Origin of the sequence: Phocaeicola coprocola DSM 17136 (genome assembly GCF_000154845.1) — a bacterium.
Lineage (GTDB): Bacteria > Bacteroidota > Bacteroidia > Bacteroidales > Bacteroidaceae > Phocaeicola > Phocaeicola coprocola.
The window spans coordinates 42,215-58,798 of sequence record NZ_DS981478.1; the positions used below are offsets into that span (position 1 = coordinate 42,215).

Consider the following 16,584-nt stretch of genomic DNA (forward strand, 5'->3'; position numbering starts at 1 on the left):
GGTCAAGCGTTATTTTGCCGGATTATCCGGGGCTAAAAAAGGTAACGGATAAGTAGCAAATCTTTCTCTTAACCTTTCATTATCCTGCATTTTAGCGATTTGGAAAGGTATAGAAGAATTTGGCTTAACTCTCCTCAATACCAAACACTTACTTTATTTATCCAAATTTTGCCGTTTTTTTGCGAGTTCTTATGTATATTTGTGATAATGAAAACAAATGCTATGGAAAAACTGGTAAATGAAAATTTTATACGCGAAATAACTCCACTTTCGGACAAGGACTGTTTTTATATAGCCGACCGGCATAAGAAAGAGTTTACCTATCCGATGCATTCGCATAAAGAGTTTGAATTGAATTTTGTAGAACATGCGCCTGGAGTGCGCCGTGTGGTGGGTGATTCGGCAGAGGTTATAGGCGATTACGATTTAGTGCTGATAACAAGTCCGGACCTGGAACACGTTTGGGAGCAAAATACCTGTTCGTCATCAAATATCCGGGAAATAACCATTCAGTTTGTACCCGCTTTTTTGAGTGGACTGATAGATGCCAATCAGTTTGATATGATTCGAAAGATGCTCGACAAGGCGCAATACGGCTTATGTTTTCCAATGGATGCGGTGATGAAAGTGTATGCACTGATAGACAAGCTTCCGGAAATGAAAGGTTTTTATGCAGTAGTGCATTTTCTGACCTTGCTGTATGAACTTTCCCTTTTTACAGATCAGGCACGTACGTTGTCTAGTTCTTCGTTTGCAAAAATCGAAGTGCACTCAGATAGCCGGAGAGTACAGAAAGTACAGGATTATATTGGAAAACATTATCAGGAGGAAATCAGACTAGGTCTGCTTGCTGATATGGTAGGTATGACAGAAGTTTCGTTCAGCCGTTTTTTCAAGTTGCGTACCGGAAAGAACCTGTCAGATTACATTATTGATTTACGTTTGGGGCATGCTACCCGTTTACTGGTAGATTCTACGATGGCGATTGCTGAAATCTGCTATGAGTGCGGTTTCAACAATCTTTCCAACTTTAACCGTATCTTTAAGAAAAAGAAGAATTGTTCTCCGAAAGAGTTCAGGGATGATTATCGGAAGAAACGTACAATTATTTGATAAAGCTAGTATGGTAAGTAAAGCGGTGTTTCCTTTCAAGACTAATGTCTGTAAAAGAAACATCGCTTTTTTATTGTCAATGTTATGGTAAGATGAACTATCGCTGTTAGCGTATATAAATAAGGTAATAAAAAGCGGTTTGTGATAGAAATGCAACAATCAGATAAAATAGTATTGCTTTTTTATTTTATGATAGTCTACTTTTGCAAGTGTTAATCGAATGGATTTTTAATTTGAAATGCTATGGACCGAAACATGATTAAAAGCGTCTTTTCTATTCTGCAAGTTTGTGTATTGTGCTGCCTGATGTTTTTATATGGTAGTGTAAATGCTAGTGCAGCTGTGGAACGTTTGTCTGTAAAAGGAACCTTTCTTGTAAACGAAAAAGGCGAAAAGGTCGTATTGAAAGGAGTCAGTATGGGCTGGCATAACTGGTGGTCTCGCTTTTATAATGCTTCGGCTGTGAAAACGCTGAAAGAGCAATGGAATTGTACGCTGATTCGTGCCGCTATGGGAGTAGAGCCCGAAGGAGCTTATCTAAGCAATCCGGAGAAGGCGTTGAAATGTGTGACGGCTGTTGCCGATGCTGCTATCGCCAATGATGTGTATGTCATTATAGACTGGCATAGCCATGGGTTACATACAGAAGAGGCGAAAGAGTTTTTTAGTCAGATAACCGCTCGCTATAAAGGTGTTCCCAATGTTATTTATGAAATATTCAACGAACCGGTAAAGGATACCTGGGCTGATGTGAAAAAATATTCAGAGGACGTTATTGCTTGTATTCGTGCCGTCGATAGGGAGGCATTGATTCTGGTGGGTACTCCTCATTGGGATCAGGATGTACATCTGGCCGCCGATGATCCAATAAAGAATGTACATAATATAATGTATACACTGCATTTTTATGCTGCTACTCATAAAACTTCGTTGCGTGAGCGTGCCGATTATGCGTTGGAAAAAGGACTTCCTCTTTTTGTTTCCGAATGTGCCGGCATGGAAGCAAGCGGAGATGGAAATATAGATTTGGAGGAATGGAATAAATGGCAGGCGTGGATGAAAGAACATGCTGTCAGCTGGGCTGCCTGGTCAATAGCTGACAAAGACGAAACTTGCTCGATGCTTTATCCTTCAGCACCTGATACTGGGTGGAAAAGTGAGGATTTGAAGGAGTGGGGGCGTATTGTAAAAGAAGTGTTATTGGTAAAATAAGATATGTTGTTTATAGATAAAGTGTTTTTTTAGGTAAGGTTGAAAGGATAATGGTTTTTGTGCCGGTAATTCTCTGAATTATCGGCACTATTTATTTGAAAGTATTCGGGAGATTTATAGGACATAGAGTAGATGTAAGTAATTAGACTATCTGCAATGTTGTGAATTATTGGATAAAATTATATCATATTTCTAGATAGTTTCTTCTTACTTTTGCATTGTTGAAATAAATCTAATAGATATGCGGAAGCAGAACTTTTTTTTGTTGTTAATGTCACTTGTGGTTATTGTGTCGTGTACCACAATGTCGAAAAATCAGAAAGAGAATAATTTTGTACGAGTAGAGAACGGACAGTTTATCCGTAATGGAAAGCCTTATTATTACATTGGTACTAACTTTTGGTATGGTGCAATATTAGGCTCAGAAGGCGAAGGAGGTAACCGTGTGCGTCTATGTCGCGAGCTTGATTCATTAAAAAGTATTGGCATTGATAATTTACGTATACTGGTTGGTTCTGATGGCGAGCGCGGAGTAGCTGCTAAAGTGGAACCTACGCTTCAGGTTGCTCCAGGAGTTTACAATGATACTATTTTTGCAGGACTTGACTATCTGCTTGCTGAAATGGCAAAGCGTGATATGCTGGCTGTGCTTTATCTGAATAATTCATGGGAATGGAGTGGAGGATATGGACAGTATCTGCAATGGGCTGGTTATGGAAAAGCACCACAGCCGGCAGTTGATGGGTATGCGGCTTATATGAATTTTGCCGGTCAGTTTGTATGCTCGGACAGTGCCCAAGCTCTTTATGCAAATTATGTAAAGGATGTAATAACCCGTACCAACCGTTATACAAATGTGCGTTATATAGACGATCCGACTATTATGTCATGGCAGATAGGTAACGAACCTCGTGCTTTCTCACCAGAATATAAACAGAATTTTGCCAATTGGATGGGTAAGGCTGCTGCCTTGATCAAATCTCTTGATCCCAATCACCTGGTTTCTACCGGAAGCGAAGGTAAATGGGGCTGTGAGATGGATATGGACTTGTTCGAAAAAATTCATGCAGATGCTAATGTGGATTATATGAATATTCATATCTGGCCATACAATTGGGGATGGGCTCCGAAAGATCGTTTGCAGGAGAATCTGGAAAAAGCAAAACAGAATTCGAAAGTGTATATCGACGAACATCTTGCAGTTGCAAAGAAGTATCAGAAGCCTTTGGTAATGGAAGAATTTGGATATCCTAGAGATAATTTTCAATTTAGTAAATCGTCGTCAGTGAAAGCACGAGATGCTTATTATAAATATATATTCGATTTGGTATTAGATAATGCTTCATCTCACACTTTGTTTGCGGGTTGTAATTTCTGGGGATGGGGAGGCTTTGCTAATCCTTCTGAAGAATATGAATATTGGAAACCTGGAGACGATTATACTGGCGATCCTGCTCAGGAGCAGCAGGGGCTGAATTCTGTATTTGCATCGGATAGTACAACTATCACTTTAATAAAACAGGCTAATAGAGTATTAGGTAACAATTGAAATCTGAAAAATATATCATAATCAGGTAGTATTTATACAAACTATACCCTGATTGAAAACATATTTACCCCTTTTGTTCTAATGTAAATGCCTATTTTTGCTTCGTGTTTTTTATGCAAAACTAATTTATAATTGAAGAAATAAAATTGTAACAAGTTATAATTTTATGATAAAATTATATCGGAATATAGATTGCGTATTCTGTAACTTTGCATTGAAGATATATGATATAAGTCTTTATATAGAGTAATAAAAATACTTGAAAACTTTAAAAAATATGATGTTATGAACAAACATGCAAAAAGAACTGTATTGGTTGCAGGAACTTGCTTATCAGTAATGGTTGCAGGTTTTCCAGGGACATTGTCTGCATCAACAGGAACTATGATTGCTGCTCAACAGACAAAGTCTATTTCTGGTACGATTGTTGATTCTAATGGAATTCCAGTGATCGGTGCTAATGTCTTGGTAAAAGGAACAACGAATGGTACAATTACTGACATTGATGGTAATTTTACTTTAACTGTTCCTGCTGGTGCTATATTACAAATCTCTTTTATTGGTTATAATAGTCAAGAGGTAACTGTTGGAGAACAGACATCTTTCAATGTTGTATTGAAGGAAGATACAGAAACTTTGGAAGAAGTTGTCGTAGTTGGTTATGGTGTTCAGAAAAAGAAACTCGTAACAGGTGCTACTGTTGAAGTAAAGGGTGATGATGTAGCAAAAAGAAATACGATTAGTGCATTGGGAGCTTTGCAGAACCAAAGCCCTGGTGTAAATATTCAGGCTACTTCAGGTAAACCGGGTGATGGGTATAAAATCAGTATTCGTGGTGCTGGAACTAATAGTTCTACTAATCCGCTTTATATTATTGATGGTGTTGCCGGAGGTGATATTAATGCGTTAAACCCTGCTGATATTGAACGTATTGACGTCTTGAAAGATGCAGCTTCGTGTGCTATTTATGGAGCTCGTGCAGCTAATGGTGTTATTATGGTTACTACTAAGCAGGGTAAAGCTGGAAAAGTTACTGTAACTTATGATGCAAATGTCGGTTGGCAGAATGTATATAAAAAACCAGACTTGCTGAATGCTAAAGAATATATGGCTGTTCAGGATCAGGTAGCTTATAATAATGGAGGTAATCCTTATGACTGGTCAAAATATATAGATGCTGATTTATTGGCAGATTATCAAAGTGGAGCAAATGAAGGAACAAACTGGTTGGATCAGATTATTAATGACAATGCAATAACTACTTCTCATGCATTGAATATCTCAGGTGGTTCTGAACTTTCAAAATTCTCTACAGGATTTGGTTATCAGTATCAGGACGGTGTCATAGGAAATATAGCAAAATCTGATTATCGTCGTTTTACTTTTCGTTTAAATTCTGAGCACATTATTTATAAAACAGATGACAGAGATGTGATCAAGTTTGGTCAGAACCTGTATTATCAGCATGCTCAGACACAAGGTATTCAGATTGGTAATCAATATAGTAATGCCATATCTACTATGCTACGTGCAAATCCGTGCGTACCTGTATATAATGCAAATGGTGATTACTTTATGTATGATGATTTGAAGAACTCAGGTACAGATGGTTGGTTTGCTTATAACTCATATACAAGCAATCCTGTTGCTGAAATAGTTAATACTCAAAGTGGAAACAACAAGAGTAAAAACTTCAACTTGAATGCGGTTGCTTATTTTGAAGTACAACCAATTAAAAATTTGACTTATAGATCACAGGCGTATTATAAACAGTATTCAAGTTTATGGAAAGGATATACTGGTGAATACAAGATAAATGATCAAGGTAATGCTGCTGACCAAAGTACATTGTCTGAAAATATGACAATAGGATGGAACTGGGGAGTTACCAATACCTTGAACTATAAATTTGATCTTCCAAAAGAACACCACTTTGATGTATTGGTTGGTACAGAGTACTCTCGTGAAGGTAATAATATGGCTGAAACATTGGAGGCAATAGCTAAAGGTAATGTCTTCACAGATTTTTCTCATGCTTATTTTGATAACTTTACAGGACGTACAGGACTTGCAACAGTAGGAGGCTATCCAGTAGACGACCACTCTATATTGTCATACTTCGGTCGTGTCAACTACGATTATAAAGAACGGTATATGTTTACCGCAATTATGCGTGGTGATGGTTCTTCTAACTTTGCGGATGGACACCGCTGGGGATATTTCCCTTCTTTCTCTGCTGGTTGGGTTATCTCGAACGAACAGTTTATGCAAAGTACAACAAACTGGCTTGATTTCTTGAAGTTGCGTGCAAGCTGGGGACAGAATGGTAATGAAAATATTGGAGCTTTCCGGTATCTGGCAACTTATTCATTTGGTGACTTAGGTCAGTATCCGTTTGGTAGTGATAAGAATTCGGCTACACAAGGAGGCTATCCTACTCGACTTTCAAATAATGATTTGACTTGGGAAACTTCTGAACAGACCAATATTGGTGTTGATACTCGTTTCTTGGGCGGAAAATTGAGCTTTACATTTGATTGGTATAGTAAGAAAACAAAAGACTTGTTGATCAATGTTCCGGTTTCTTCTATCAATGGATTTACAACAAAAGCAGCAAATGCCGGTAGTATCGAGAATAAAGGTATTGAGATCTCTTTAGGTTGGAACGATAGTGTTGGTGATGATTTTACTTATGGAGCAAACTTTAATTTGTCACATAACAAAAATGAAGTTATAGAGGTTAATAATGGTTCTGGCTATGTAGAAGGAGGTAATGATAACCTTTCTCAGAATACTGGTTTTATGGCCCGTATGAAAGAAGGACATCCAATCGGATACTTCTATGGATATAAGACTGACGGTGTAATGCAAAATATGGATGACGTTCAGGCTTATTTGAACCAGAATTGTGGAGGGAATGTTGCTAATTCTTTGCAGGGAACTTCAATTAAACCGGGTGATTTGAAATTTGTGGATGTAAATGGTGATGGAGTTATCAACTCAGATGATAAGACAGATTTGGGAAATCCGCATCCAGATATTACAATGGGATTGAATTTAAATGCTGCATATAAAGGTTTTGATCTTTCAATTTCTGCTTATGGAGCTTTCGGACAGCAGGTTGCTCGCTCTTATCGTAAATTTACAGATGGTCAATATGAAAATTATACTACAGAGGTATATGATTACTGGCATGGCGAAGGAACATCTGATCGCTATCCACTTTTGACTCCGGGTAATGCAGGTCCAAACTGGCAGAATATTTCAGATATTTATGTAGAAGATGCAGATTATGTGCGTTTGCAGAATTTGACAATAGGATATGATGTGAAACGTGTTTGGAAAACTTGTCCACTTCAGCAGTTACGAGTTTACTTTACAGCCCAGAATTTATTTACTATTACTGGATATAAAGGTATGGATCCAGAAAATGGTATGGCTTTAAATAGTAATGAGCCTTGGGTTACAGGAGTTGATGTTGGTAACTATCCTCAGCCTAGAACTTATATGTTTGGTGTTAATGTTAAATTTTAATTATGAATAATACGATGAAAAAGTTTATAAATATATTAGCTGCAGCGCTCCTAGGTTTGGGAGGAGTAACATCGTGTACTCTTGATGCTGTGAACTATGTGGAGAAAACACCTGAAAATTTCCCTGTTACATCTAGTGATGCTTCTCAGGCACTTGCGGGTATTTATCAAAACTTAAGTTTGGTTTGTGCTAATCCACAAATGTCTTTCTTCTATTTGTCAATGTTGGCAAGTGATGATAATTTAGGTGGTGGTGGTACAAATGATAAATTAATGCAAGCAATGGATTTGCTTTTGAACTACCAAACAGATATGACACATCAGTTCTGGAGTGATCGTTATCAGGGTATCAACCGTGCCAATGCATTATTGGAAGGCGTGGAAAATATGGAACTAGAGGAAAGTGAGAGAAATCAGGTAGTAGGTGAAGCTAAATTTATGCGTGCTTTCTTCTATTATGAGCTGGCTTCTCAGTATGGTCGTGTACCTTTGGTTCTTTCAACAGAAGAGGCTGAGCCGTCTCAACCAGCAGTTGCTGCTTTGTGGGGACAGATTCTGATGGATTTACGAGATGCTGCTGCAACAATGCCTGCTGTTCGTAAGACTGATGGACATGTGGATAAATATGCGGCTGAGGCTATGTTAGGACGTGCATGGTTGTTTTATACCGGAATGTATGGTAATGGTGACGACTTAGCTGCACTGACTAGTACCACATATAATCCTCTTTCAGAAGTGGCTTTGCCTGACGGTACTACATTGACAAAGAATGAAGTAATTGGTTATATCGATGACTGTGTTGATAATTCTGGATATTCATTAGTCCCAGATTATCGTAATTTATGGGCCTATACCAACCGTTGTACAGTAGAAGATTATAATTATACGAAAGGACAGGGATTAAAGTGGGTTGAAGACGATGCTGCTGTAAACCCTGAGTCTATGTTTGCTATCAAATTTAATAAACTTGCTAGTTGGCAGACTACAATCGGTTATGCAAATGGATATGCATTGCATTTTGGTATGCGAGGTGGACAGGATTATTCGAAAACATTCCCATTTGGTCAAGGATGGGGAGCTGGTCCTGTTGCTCCAAATTTAGTGAACGACTGGAGTTCAGCAGAGTCGGATGATATGCGTCGTGAAGCTTCTGTTCAGAATGTAAAAGATTTGCCGGCTTACACATATGGTGGATGGGCTGATTTTGTTCAAGAAACAGATTACTATGAAAAGAAGCAATCGTCAGTGTCAGCACAATATACAGATGAAAGTGGAACTCTTCAATATACTCCTGTTTTTGAATATTTAATGTATGGTGAAAACGGATGGCAGAACGATAACTTGATGCAAACAGGTAATATTCATGATTTAGTTTTGATTCGTTTTGCTGATGTTCTGTTGATGCAATCTGAGTTAAAAGAGGATGTGTCGGGTATTAATAGAGTACGAGAACGTGCAGGCTTGGATCCTATAGGTTCTTATTCTTTGGAAGCCTTACAGAATGAACGCCGTTGGGAGTTAGCTTTTGAAGGTGTAAGATGGAATGATATACGTCGTTGGCACATTGCTGCTGCTGCCCTTGAAAAACAGACAAATCAGCCTGTTTATTATTTAGGATCATCTGCTAAAAACACACCACATGCTGGTGGATATGCAGCCCGATACAATGCTACTGCAGGTTTCTTTAAGATACCAGAAACTGAAGTTTCTTTGTCTAATGGTGGATTGGTTCAGAATGAAGGTTGGACGGATGCAAGCAGTGAATATAGTGGTTGGTAATAATTAACTAATAACAAAGCGAAAATAATTATGAAAAAGATACTATTTGCGTTGCCATTTTTATTTGCAATTCTTTTGGTCGCATGTGATGCTTCGGTTGATGATAAACAACCCGGAGCAAGTGTAACGGTTGATGAGTTGACTAATAGTTTTCAACTAGTAGCTCGTAGTGAAGGTAATAACAACATTACAGTAAAATTATCTCCTGTACGTTACGTTAAAGTATATTCTGCAGATAATGATGCACTGTTAGCTGAAGGTACAAATCCTACTTTCCAGGTAACACCTCCTACAACAGAATTAGATGTGTATATAACAGCTATTAATCAAGATGGTAGCATTACAAAATCATCAACGAAAAGTATAACTGTTAGTGAATATACAGATTTGCCTGCTATTTATGAGCAGATATTTGGTCTGGAAAATGGAGAATATGGTACAACTAAATGGACTTGGGACGATACTTTGACTCGTTACTGGGGAAATGGAGGCTGGGGAAGTGATACAACTCCTTCTTGGTGGGGAGCTCCCGATGCTGCCGATATTAATGAACAATGTGAAGGCAAAGGCTTACCTAACGATGGTATTGGAGCATGGTTCTCTTTAAGTCTTACAGGAGTACAGACAAGTCGTGGTGAAACAGGTAGTGTAAAAGTTACCGAAGAACAACTTGTTGCAGGATGGGGAGTCGGTACAATGACTTTCTCTGGTACAGTTCCTTTGTTAGGAGTATTACCTAATGATGGCAATCAGCGTTGCTATACTTATCAGATTATATCTGCAGATGGTGATCATTTGGTTTTAGCTGCTCAGACTTTGTCTAATTCTTCAGAAGGTTGGTTCTTCTGTTATAAACGTATTGAATGATACAAAGACTGTAATTGATAAGTAATGTATATAAAAGAGAGGTGTTTTAGGATAGTCCTATTACATCTCTCTTTTCTTATTATAGATAAAATTCTATAAAATGTTAAGATAGTATCATTTCTATAAGCTAAAGGTGTGTAACTTTGAACATGCAAATAAACCTAATATAATCCAATGTCTATGCAGAACAATATAAGAGCACTTTTGTCTATTCTCTTTGTGGGTATTGCTTTTTTGTTTTGGGCAATATACTATCCTTTTCATTTGTTGTATCAGGAACAATATTTATTATTTTTGTATATTCCTTCATATTTTTTCGATAAGCTATCTTATCCCGGTGGGGTTGGAGAATACATAGCTGAATTTTTAACTCAGTTTTATTACTATCCCTATCTTGGAGCTTTGATTGTGGCTTTATTGCTAGGAGGAATACAGAGGCTTATGTATAGGATTATGCTGAAAATGCAAAAGAACTCTATTGATTGGTATGTTTTGTCGTTTATTCCATCACTGGGAGCTTGGGCATTTTTATGCGATGAAAATAGTCTGTTGGCAGGTATAGTTTCATTGCTTCTTTCTATGGGAATATCCTATGGTTATATGTCATTATCTCGTCAATGGGTAAAATATGTGTATGTATTGGGGGTATTTCCATTGCTTTATTGGTGTGTTGGAGGAGTATGTATAGTAACTCTATGTCTGATTTTAGCTTATGAGTGGTTGGTTGATTCTATATCGATTAAACATAAGAGTGCTATTAGTTTACTTATGGTGATAGCATGGGGGATAAGTGTGGGATATGCTATACTTCATTTGCAATATCCGGTTTCTAGATTGATTACAGGAATTGGTTATTATCGCTTTCCTACACTTATTCCTTTTTCTGGAGTCTTGACCTGTGTTATAGTTGTATTATTGGCAGGAGGTGTAGTTTTTCTACCTCTGTATCAAAAGTATCGTTCCTTATATTGGTCTATACAAAGTATTGTTGTATTGACTCTTGGAGCTGGATGGATTTATAGTGCAACGAGTATGAAAAAGGAACGTGATATGGCTTATGATTATTGGGCGAGTACATGTCAATGGCAGCAGATTATCCAGTCTGCAGAACAAAATAATCCAGATACACCTTTGTCTGTCGTTTGTTTGAATCTGGCTTTAGGGAAAACTGGGCAATTAGGCGAACGTATGTTTCAATTCTTTCAAAATGGTACAGATGGGCTGATTCCTGATTTTGTTCGGGACTATACGATTCCACTTACAGTCAATGAAGTTTATTTTCATTTGGGAATGATTAATACTAGTCAGCGATATGTGTTTGAAGCAATGGAGGCCAATCCGTCTTATCATAAAAGTACACGTTGTATTCGTCGTCTTGCAGAAACAAACTTGTTGAACGGAGAATATAAGGTAGCTGCAAAATATCTGAATCTGTTGAAACATACACTTTTTTATAAAAAATGGGCTGAAGAAACAGAAACATATCTTTATGAAGAAGATAAAATAAACTCTCATCCGGAGTGGGGAAGGCTACGAAAAATGCGCTATACTGAAGATTTCTTATTCAGTGAAAATGAAAAAGATATGATGTTAGGATTGCTTTTAGTGCATAATAAAAATAATCGTCTTGCCTTTGAATATTTATTGGCCTATACACTTTTAAATCGTGATATAGCGTCATTTTTAAAATATTATCCAATAGGGAAAAATATGGGATATGCTGTTATTCCACGTTCCTATCAGGAAGCATTGGTATATGTTTGGACACAATCTCATCCGAATTTTCAAGGAATGCCTTGGAGTATTTCTCCTGTCGTAATGAAGGAAGTAACAGAGTTTGCTACTCATTATGTACGCGCTCCGAAGGATGAAGCATTTTTTCTTAATCGTTTTGGAAAAAGTTATTGGTATTATTTATTATTCAGAAAGTAGCTTATGAAATTAATTGTAAAGTGGATAGGATGTCTTGCTCTTTGCTTGTGTATGTCTTGTGCTGAGCAAGTTGAATCACCTGAAATGGTTGATACTTTTCCTGATATTTATCCAGATTATATAGCTGTAACTGTACCGGTTGGTATAGCTCCTCTTAATTTTACTATGAAAGATGACTGTGAAAGAATCGATATCAGAATGCAAGGTGTGGGCGGAAAGGAGTTGCACATGAATGATACAGATGTAGATATAGATATAGAGGAATGGAAACAGTTGTTGAAAGCTAGTAAAGGCGATAGTATAATTGTAACTGTATCTGCAAAATATGATGGAAAATGGAAACAATATAAGCCTTTCCCTTTTTATGTTAGCAACTATTCTATCGACTATGGATTGGCATATAGATTGATAGCTCCTGGTTATGAGGTATATAGTAAGATGGGTATTTATCAGCGTGAGCTAGGTAGTTTTCAGGAACAGGCAGTGATCGAAAATACTTTGATACCGGGAATGTGTATAAACTGTCATGCTAGTAATCGAACAAATTCAGATCGTTTAAGTTTGCATGTACGAGGAGATCATGGAGCTACTCTGATGCAGTTAGAAGGGCGGTTAGAAGTTCTTGATACAAAAACTGATAGTACAATTTCAGCATGTGTGTATCCTTATTGGCATCCGTCAGGTGATTATATTGCATATTCTGTTAATGATACAAAACAGGCTTTTCATGTAGTTCATGATGAGCGTATAGAAGTAATGGATAATGCTTCTGATATAGTGGTTTATCATCCAGAAACTCATCGTTTGCTTACTAGTCCTTTGCTTAGTAAAAAGGAATCATTTGAAACGTTTCCTGTATTTTCTGCAGATGGAAGAAAACTCTATTTTTGTAGTGCAGAAGCGCAAGCTATGCCTGAAGATTATAAAAAAGTAAGATATAGTTTATGTTCTATTGATTTCGACTCATCTCGTGGAACTTTTGGAAATAAAATAGATACTTTAGTATCTGCGAGCTCTTTGGGAAAAAGTGTTTCATTCCCTCGTCCGTCTTATGATGGGAAATATATTATGTATACTCTTTCCGATTATGGAAACTTTTCTATCTGGCATCGGGAAGCTGATTTGTGGCTGCTTGATTTAAAGAGCGGTGAAAGTCGTAATATTACTGAAGTGAATAGTCCGGAAACTGAAAGTTATCATAATTGGAGCAGTAATTCTCATTGGTTTGTTTTTAGCTCCCGGCGGGATGATGGACTTTATACACGTTTGTATTTAGCTTCTATAGATGATAACGGAAATGTTAGTAAACCTTTTATGCTTCCTCAACAGTATCCGGCAGAATATTATACAGAATTGTTATATTCATATAATGTGCCTGATTTCATTAGCAAACCTATTCGCATGGATAAGCAAGAAGTTGAAAAGGGCTTGATGTCGAAGGAAAGGATAAAGATAAAATATCAGTAAAAATTACTGTGATAACTGGCATATACCTTCTATTTCTACTAATAACTCTTCTCTGCATATATCAGTGAAAAGATATATTGCTGGTATTAGGGGAAATCGGGTCTCAACAGTTTTACGTATGACCTGATAGTGGTTTCTATTTTTTATGTATACTCGTAAGTTACATATTTTTAATGATGTATCTGGGCAAGAATTATATTGTAGATTTTCCAATGATATTAAATATTCTATGTTGTCTAAAGTTAGTTCTGTTTGTTTCTGGGGAGATTGTATATGAGTGCTATATTCTCCTCTGATAGCTGCGGTACCAGATATGAAACAAAATATATTATTGGCGAAATCTATAAGTTTAGCTCGCTCAAACTTTGGCGTTTCTTTTAAAGAGGTTGTTGATGATCCTATTAAAACTTCTTTAGAATAAGAATGGGCGGCTATTTGCAGAGGATTGTTTAATGGGTAAATTCTTTTATGTTTGTTGTTTGTGCTTTTGAATGCAATACAACTGATGATGAGTCCGTTGAATTGAGCGCCTATACCGGTTGCTGCAGGATATCCGTAGGGCCATGAAGTCTTCTGGTAGAATTGAGTTCGGGAGTTGTTGTATATTTGGTAGTTCTGTTCATTATTATGATACCCTGTAATATTTCCGATATAATTCCATTGGCGTACTATATCTCCGATGGTAAAATTATGTTTGTAAAGTATTGATTCAAGCTTGGTAAATATATCGATACTTTGTTGAGATATTGATAAGAAATGACTCGAAGATGGAATACCTTCGATACATAACATTTCGCTTTGCTGGTCTTTTATATATAAATAATGAATGTTGTTAGTCGTTTCATGGGATATAGATATTGTATTATCTGAATTATATTCCCAAACCTCTACCCAGAGTTCTTGAGAAGAAATAGTTTGTTCTGGAATAAATGTAATAAGAATTTTTTTACTTAGTATTGTATATACAGCTTGTTTTATGTTGTGTAAAATTGTATGATAAGTCTGATCAATACATGTTCCAAAAAATGTCAGACTTAAGATTTTGTCTTGCTGGGTATGTTTTAGCAAATTGTGGATGGTTGTAAATATGTTAGAATCTATTGGAGCATGTAAATAATAGGTATTAGTAATCATATTTGTTCCTTTCTTTTGTTTAATATGTTTTTCATGTATACAAAAATATATTGTTTTTTTGATGTATAGGAATATTTGCAAGAGAAAATTCCGTGTGTCGGTGCTTGATTTTTATTACTCTTGTATAGATTAAGTCTGGTATTAAGTAAAAAGAAAAAACGTATATGCATATGTTAAGATTGTATCATTCTGTGGTATAAAATTTCTCTATCTTTGCTGATGTTAAATAGTAAAACTAATTATTATGAAATTCTCGAAAGCTATTGTTTCAACTATGATTATCGGTACTTGTCTGACTGCTTGCGGCAATCAGCAAAAAAAACAATCAGAAATGGATAAAACACCTGAAGCATACTCTATGCTAAATGTGCTTGAGAAGCTTCCTCAGCATAAAATGTTCATGTTTGGACATCACGATGATCCGGTTTATGGTATCGGCTGGGACGGAGATGAGAACCGAAGCGATGTGAAAAGTGTTTGCGGGGACTATCCGGCAATGATGTCTTTTGATTTGGGAAGAATGGAGATCTACGGTGATAAAACACTAGATAATGTATCGCTCGACCGTATCAGAAAGGAAGTTATTGCTCAGTATGAGCGTGGGGGTATGTCATCTTTCAGCTGGCACGTAGATAATCCTTTGACAGGAAAGGATTCATGGGATGTGAGTGACTCTACTGTGGTAAAGTCGGTTTTGCCGGGAGGAGTTAATCATGATGAGTTTATAGGTTGGCTGGATAAAGTAGCAGATTATCTTAATTCAATTCAGACTTCAGAAGGAGTAAAGGTTCCTGTGCTGTTCCGTCCTTGGCATGAACATACGGGAAGTTGGTTCTGGTGGGGAAAGAATTTGTGCTCAACTGAAGATTATAAAGCGCTTTGGAGAATGACTTATGACCGTTTGCAAGAAAAAGGGGCTACTCAGTTGCTGTATGCATATTCTCCGGGTACGGAACCCAAAGACTCTACCGAATATCTGGAACGCTATCCGGGAGATGATATTGTTGACCTGATAGGAGTAGATGCATATCAGTTTGATAAAGATGCTTATGTGAAGAGCCTGGATAATGCACTTACCATTATGTCACAGGTAAGCAAGGCGCATAAAAAGCTGATGGCCGTAACCGAAACAGGCTATGAAACAATTCCTGATTCGCTTTGGTGGACACAAACATTGATGCCTGTAATTGAAAAATATCCAATTAGTTATGTGCTGGTATGGAGAAATGCGCGTGAAAGAGAAAATCACTACTATGCTCCTTATCCGGGACATCCGTCGGCTGCCGATTTTGTGAACTTCTATAATGATCCGCGGACATTGTTTGCCGGAGATATGAAAACAATAAAGTAAATTGATATAAAACTTATTATAACAATACTTCGGTAAATTTTTACCGATAAATTAAAATTAAACATAGAATCGGCATAATCCGGTTCAAAAATATATTCAAGAAATCATTGAAATACTGTCAAGAATGAATCGTCAAGGAGTAAGAAAAGGGATGAAAAAGATATGCTAAACAGCTGAAAACCAACAGAAAAAGTATTGCATAATTTGTTGATTATTAGTAAATTAGAAGTATTCCACCACTTTTAATTATGACTAAAGAATCACTTCTTATGCAATACCAATCCGAGTGCAGAAACGCTCTCGAATCAGTTGTAAATATAAGCAAATCTTTTCAGAAAGTATTCATGGATGCAATGAAATTGTTCATGGCTATACCTAACCGCGTCAATTTCCTTCAAATGGGACGATATGGATGTTTCTCGGAACAGACATACCGGAACAATTTTGAGAATGATGACTTTGACTGGTTTTCCTTCAATGAAGCCATCATCAGGGAACACCTTAAAGGTGGTCGCAAGGCGATAGCCGTTGATCCGTCTTTCATTCCAAAATCAGGCAGCAAAACGCCGTGGATTGGCTATTTCTGGTCCGGTTGTGCCGGTGAATACAAACGTGGACTGGAAATAACCGGTATTGGAGTTATAGAC

Annotated in this window: 10 protein-coding genes and 1 pseudogene; 10 read left to right on the forward strand and 1 reads right to left on the reverse strand. The window is 37.0% G+C overall.

What is annotated here, in order from left to right; translation table 11 throughout:
- Nucleotides 1–222: 222 nt before the first annotated feature.
- From BACCOP_RS09610 to BACCOP_RS09645, 8 genes are all read left to right on the forward strand, one after another.
- On the forward strand, nucleotides 223–1,113 hold the full coding sequence (locus BACCOP_RS09610) for an AraC family transcriptional regulator (protein WP_040311992.1): 891 nt from the start codon (nucleotides 223–225) through the stop codon (nucleotides 1,111–1,113).
- A 306-nt stretch (nucleotides 1,114–1,419) separates the two neighbouring features.
- Nucleotides 1,420–2,325 carry a glycoside hydrolase family 5 protein gene (locus BACCOP_RS09615; RefSeq protein ID WP_007568642.1) on the forward strand — a complete coding sequence of 302 codons (906 nt, stop codon included), beginning with the start codon at nucleotides 1,420–1,422 and terminating at the stop codon, nucleotides 2,323–2,325.
- Nucleotides 2,326–2,566: 241 nt separating this feature from the next.
- On the forward strand, nucleotides 2,567–3,874 hold the full coding sequence (locus tag BACCOP_RS09620; protein WP_040311994.1) for a glycoside hydrolase 5 family protein: 1,308 nt from the start codon (nucleotides 2,567–2,569) through the stop codon (nucleotides 3,872–3,874).
- Nucleotides 3,875–4,159: 285 nt separating this feature from the next.
- Entirely contained in the window at nucleotides 4,160–7,408 is a 3,249-nt protein-coding gene (locus tag BACCOP_RS09625; protein ID WP_007568644.1) for a SusC/RagA family TonB-linked outer membrane protein, read from the forward strand.
- A gap of 14 nt (nucleotides 7,409–7,422) precedes the next feature.
- Entirely contained in the window at nucleotides 7,423–9,186 is a 1,764-nt protein-coding gene (locus BACCOP_RS09630; protein ID WP_040311998.1) for a RagB/SusD family nutrient uptake outer membrane protein, read from the forward strand.
- 30 nt (nucleotides 9,187–9,216) lie between these two features.
- On the forward strand, nucleotides 9,217–10,053 hold the full coding sequence (locus BACCOP_RS09635) for a YajG family lipoprotein (protein ID WP_007568647.1): 837 nt from the start codon (nucleotides 9,217–9,219) through the stop codon (nucleotides 10,051–10,053).
- 180 nt (nucleotides 10,054–10,233) lie between these two features.
- Nucleotides 10,234–11,985, forward strand: coding sequence for a DUF6057 family protein (locus BACCOP_RS09640; RefSeq protein ID WP_007568648.1), 1,752 nt, complete (start codon nucleotides 10,234–10,236; stop codon nucleotides 11,983–11,985).
- 3 nt (nucleotides 11,986–11,988) lie between these two features.
- On the forward strand, nucleotides 11,989–13,452 hold the full coding sequence (locus BACCOP_RS09645) for a TolB family protein (protein ID WP_040311995.1): 1,464 nt from the start codon (nucleotides 11,989–11,991) through the stop codon (nucleotides 13,450–13,452).
- A 3-nt stretch (nucleotides 13,453–13,455) separates the two neighbouring features.
- Here BACCOP_RS09645 and BACCOP_RS09650 read toward each other — a convergent pair whose 3' ends face one another.
- Nucleotides 13,456–14,586, reverse strand: coding sequence for a chorismate transformation enzyme, FkbO/Hyg5 family (locus BACCOP_RS09650; protein ID WP_148315616.1), 1,131 nt, complete (start codon nucleotides 14,584–14,586; stop codon nucleotides 13,456–13,458).
- Between the two features lie 241 nt (nucleotides 14,587–14,827).
- On the opposite strand from BACCOP_RS09650, the gene BACCOP_RS09655 reads away from it, so the two are divergent.
- Together BACCOP_RS09655 and BACCOP_RS09660 are read left to right on the forward strand one after the other, a co-directional pair.
- Nucleotides 14,828–15,937 carry a glycoside hydrolase family 26 protein gene (locus BACCOP_RS09655; RefSeq protein ID WP_040311996.1) on the forward strand — a complete coding sequence of 370 codons (1,110 nt, stop codon included), beginning with the start codon at nucleotides 14,828–14,830 and terminating at the stop codon, nucleotides 15,935–15,937.
- Between the two features lie 248 nt (nucleotides 15,938–16,185).
- Nucleotides 16,186–16,584: pseudogene (locus BACCOP_RS09660) on the forward strand (hypothetical protein); the annotation flags it as partial.

Excerpts from the sequence above, each read along its gene's own strand:
- BACCOP_RS09610 (WP_040311992.1), top strand. The coding sequence starts at position 223 with ATGGAAAAACTGGTAAATGAAAATTTTATACGCGAAATAACTCCACTT.
- BACCOP_RS09615 (WP_007568642.1), top strand. The coding sequence starts at position 1,420 with ATGTTTTTATATGGTAGTGTAAATGCTAGTGCAGCTGTGGAACGTTTG.
- BACCOP_RS09620 (WP_040311994.1), top strand. The coding sequence starts at position 2,567 with ATGCGGAAGCAGAACTTTTTTTTGTTGTTAATGTCACTTGTGGTTATT.
- BACCOP_RS09625 (WP_007568644.1), top strand. The coding sequence starts at position 4,160 with ATGAACAAACATGCAAAAAGAACTGTATTGGTTGCAGGAACTTGCTTA.
- BACCOP_RS09630 (WP_040311998.1), top strand. The coding sequence starts at position 7,423 with ATGAAAAAGTTTATAAATATATTAGCTGCAGCGCTCCTAGGTTTGGGA.
- BACCOP_RS09635 (WP_007568647.1), top strand. The coding sequence starts at position 9,217 with ATGAAAAAGATACTATTTGCGTTGCCATTTTTATTTGCAATTCTTTTG.
- BACCOP_RS09640 (WP_007568648.1), top strand. The coding sequence starts at position 10,234 with ATGCAGAACAATATAAGAGCACTTTTGTCTATTCTCTTTGTGGGTATT.
- BACCOP_RS09645 (WP_040311995.1), top strand. The coding sequence starts at position 11,989 with ATGAAATTAATTGTAAAGTGGATAGGATGTCTTGCTCTTTGCTTGTGT.
- BACCOP_RS09650 (WP_148315616.1), bottom strand. The coding sequence starts at position 14,586 with ATGATTACTAATACCTATTATTTACATGCTCCAATAGATTCTAACATA.